This is a genomic window from Erythrobacter sp. HI0063 (genome assembly GCF_001635685.1).
GTDB lineage: Bacteria > Pseudomonadota > Alphaproteobacteria > Sphingomonadales > Sphingomonadaceae > Qipengyuania.
The window spans coordinates 1-3,473 of the sequence record NZ_LWFF01000022.1; the positions used below are offsets into that span (position 1 = coordinate 1).

A 3,473-nucleotide genomic window follows, 5' to 3' on the forward strand; every position below is an offset into this window, starting at 1 on the left:
GGATCTGTTCGGCGGCCTTTCTTGCCGCTATTGCTTCAGCATTCGCTTTCACAGCAGAACTCACCAGTTGCATCTGCGTCTCGTGCAGATCCGCGCGGACCTTTCGCGCTGCTTGATCTTCACGCTCGCGCTCTTTCTCAGCGCGGCTTCTGATGTGACGAGCAGCTTCTTGGGCGCTTACCAGTTCGGCCGCAGCTGATGCCCTGTCGCGGACCGCATTTTCATTGGCGTGCCGAACTTGCTCCTTTTCTACTTCGAGTTCCTTACGGCCCTTGGCGTTCTCTTCGTGCTGTTTCTGCAGATCACGGATCAGGGCATCGGCTCTCGCCTGGGCTTCGGCCAGTTCATCCAAACGAAGCTGTTCGGCGTGCTTCCAATCGGAACCGCGCGTGCGTTTGGGTGACCCGCGCTCAACGCCGGGAAGGTCCATCACGTGCAGAAAATACTCGTGAAGGGCATCTTGTAGAGCCTGCCCACACACCTTGGGCGTGGTGATGGGTTTTCCATCCTTGTCCTTATATGGACGGTACGCCTCCGCCAGTTCCTTTAGGTCACGGCTCGTGGAAACCCAGACGTGGGATCCTTTCGAGGTGGACTTAAGGTATTTCGGCGCCACGAAGACGTCGACATTCTTCCGGCCTTTCTCATCGCGGTCCAGTCGATTGGCGAAGATCGCCTCATCGCCAAAAATTGCCTCGACGAAATCGCAGGCATGTTTCAGCATGTAGGGGCCGTCATCGCCATCGACGAGTTCGTCCGGGAATTGGAAGTTGATGTGGATGACACGCTTCTTTCCACCATGTAGCTTGGCACCGGCGATATGCCGTTCGTACAGATCAACCAGGTCCAGTCCCGTCGTGGTCAAGGGCGGGTCGTTGTTGATCATGCGGGCTTGCGATCGCTCGTCGAGACGCTTGCCGTGATCTTCCGCAAGCTTGAGCTGCGATGGCTTCAAGTGCATAAAGCGGACCGAACCGGACTTGCCGGCGACGGGGCTTTTCATGCTCCCCTCCTGACCGGCCGAACGGTCTTCGAAAAAAAGCATAACACGCTATGCTTTTTTGCTGGCGGCAAAAAAGGCGTGCCAGGGGAGAGCCCCTGAACCCCCAACGATCCTTCGCTGCCCGCTGTGGATCGTGGCTTTCCCTTCCACGGGAAAGCCATAGGCGCGCCACAACCACGGGGGTTGTGGCGCGCGCCGAACCGGTCAGTCGTTTTCGTCATCACCGGCCTCCGCTTGGACAGCGTCATCGGTGTTGCCGAGCGACAACTCGGTCTGATGGACATCCTTGCCATCATCCTCGTTGATCGACGACTGGGTGGGACCTGCCGGCCCAACCACTACCGGTTCGGTTCCAGTCATCTTGTCTTCGTTCGTGGCGTCCTCTGGCGAAGCCTTCGCATTCCGCAATTCCTCGGCTTCCGGCGGCACAGGAGTGGCCTGGTGAGCGGCATCTTTATCCGAGCCGCTCTGCTGACGGACGCGATCCTCCAACCCCGCAAGAAGCCTGCCCCTCTCATCGAGCTGGCCTAGCAGCCGGTCCGCTACACGACGCATCTCCTCGCTATCTTTCCGCGCTTCGGCAGCCTTATGCCGCGTCGCTTCGAGCTCCTTCTCCGTTTCGGTCCATCGCTCTAGCACGTGTTCGGTCTCAGCCTCGGCTTCAGCCGCCCGACGTTCCGCATCTCTGACGCGCAAAGCTGCGCTCCGATCTATATCTCCAGCAATGGAGCGCACCACGCGCGCAAACTGGTCCATCACAAGATCGCTCGCTTCGGACAGAACATTCACCAGTTCCGTGCGGACTTCGTCCGGTATCTCGAGCGGGGGCATCGCGGCCTCGGCTTCACGCCGGTGCTTCCAGTCGCGAAACTGCCGATAGAAGTTGCCGTTCGCGGTAATTCCGAGCTTCTCGGCAACTTCGTTAGGCGTCATCCCTGCGGGCAGCTGCCCGGCTTCCTTGACGAACCCGTCAAGCTTCGCATCTAGGTCCTCTTGGCGGACCCAATCCTTCATCTTCTTCATGATACTACACTCGCATTCGGCGAGCTGCGAAACCTGCGAAGGGTGCGAAACCCGCGAAACGTGCGGGTTGCGCTCTGCCGGGACCTAGGCCCGTCGGTTCCGCTAGCTGCGCGCTAAAAAAGGTGCGCTTGTGAAAACCAAGCGCACGTCACAGCATGCGAACCTATTTTACGGAGCGGCCCAGGTCTGGGGCGGATGCCGCAGGTGCTGAGGTAGTGCAGAAATCAGCGCGCTGTCGCGCTGCCGACCTGCGCGAGCGCGAGACCGCACGATGAAGATGAGTGCGCTCAAAACGAACGCGATGGCTGTCGACGCAAATCTGCGAGCCCTTGTCGGCCCTCGCCGACACAAAATTGCGATGCCATCAAGCATATCGGACGCAGCCGCGAGCAGTTCACCAAGCGCAGCCCACGCCTCGCTCAGTCGATCAGCCCCTTGCCCTTCAGTTTCGGTCTGTTTTGCCGCGCTGTCCATAAACCCATTGTAGGTCGCGCACCTCGCATATCCAAGCGTCGCAGTGCACCGCCTCTCTGGTAAGCGCCTGAAGAATTCTTACCGCTAAAGAAGGTTCGGGCTGGGATTTTCGTCCTCGTCTTCCTGCTTCGGCGGCGCGTCGGATGTTCCAGCGTGTCGAGGAGCGTCGCGATCGCTCTCTTCAGCAGCCGTGCCGTCAATCGGCCCCTGCGCTTCGATGGCGCTCGGTGCCGGCATCGGCAAGCCCACGACGGCCTTCGCCTTAGCCTTCGTTGGTGAGGGTGCTGAGGCCGCGGTCACGAACTCGCTGCTCAAAAGCGCCGTGCGCTTAGCGCCGACGAAATCGGCGAACACGCCAATGATCGACTTGGCCTCGACCGAAAGCCCAACTAGGCCATCCCGCGATCGGGCGTGGGCGCGACCCTCTAATTCGCGGGCGACCGGGTACAGGTATGCGGCGTTCTGCTCCTTGGCGAAGAACTCGGCGATGATCTCAGCGCGCACCCCGGTGAACATCTCCTCCAGCGCGTCGCCCGTCTGGCGGGCCAGCGCCCGCCCATTTTTAACGCCCTGCGATATAACGGAGAGAACGGTGTCGATACTGCTTTGCACCCGGTTGTCGCCTGCGTCGCCATAGGTAACACCGGAGTAAAGCAAATCGTAGCGCGCCTTCGGCTCCTCGAAGACCAGCCGCTCCAGCGCCGCATCAAGCGCCATGGAGGCAAGCGCAGCGGATAAGAAGGCGCCCCGCAGCGCTGGCTCCCGGTGCTGTGGGCGGGTGGCGGCGCGCTCGGCGAAAAACCGGAACGACGCTATGGCCCTGTTGAACGCGGGGTATGGCGCCAAGCTCACCACCGCGGATTTGGCCGCGGCGATCTGCTTGAGCCAGTCGCCATCTTGCTTGTGACCTGCGTAGGACTGGATGCTAGACGACAGCTCTTCGAGGCTTAGACGTTCCCTCAAAATTTCGTCG

General features: G+C 60.5%; 3 protein-coding genes. All 3 read right to left on the reverse strand.

Annotation, left to right across the window (positions count from 1 at the left end; genetic code table 11):
• Window positions 1-1,003: hypothetical protein (locus tag A3736_RS01120; RefSeq protein WP_197465447.1), on the reverse strand; the 1,003-nt coding region annotated here is incomplete at its 3' end.
• 204 nt (window positions 1,004-1,207) lie between these two features.
• Window positions 1,208-2,026: a hypothetical protein gene (locus A3736_RS01125; RefSeq protein ID WP_067678143.1), complete on the reverse strand. Its 819-nt coding sequence runs from the start codon at window positions 2,024-2,026 to the stop codon at window positions 1,208-1,210.
• Window positions 2,027-2,584: 558 nt separating this feature from the next.
• On the reverse strand, window positions 2,585-3,473 hold an 889-nt coding region (locus tag A3736_RS17280; protein ID WP_197465448.1), incomplete at its 5' end, for a hypothetical protein.

Bases quoted from the DNA above. Each gene is read 5' to 3' on its own strand.
- A3736_RS01125 (WP_067678143.1), bottom strand. From the start codon at position 2,026: ATGAAGAAGATGAAGGATTGGGTCCGCCAAGAGGACCTAGATGCGAAG.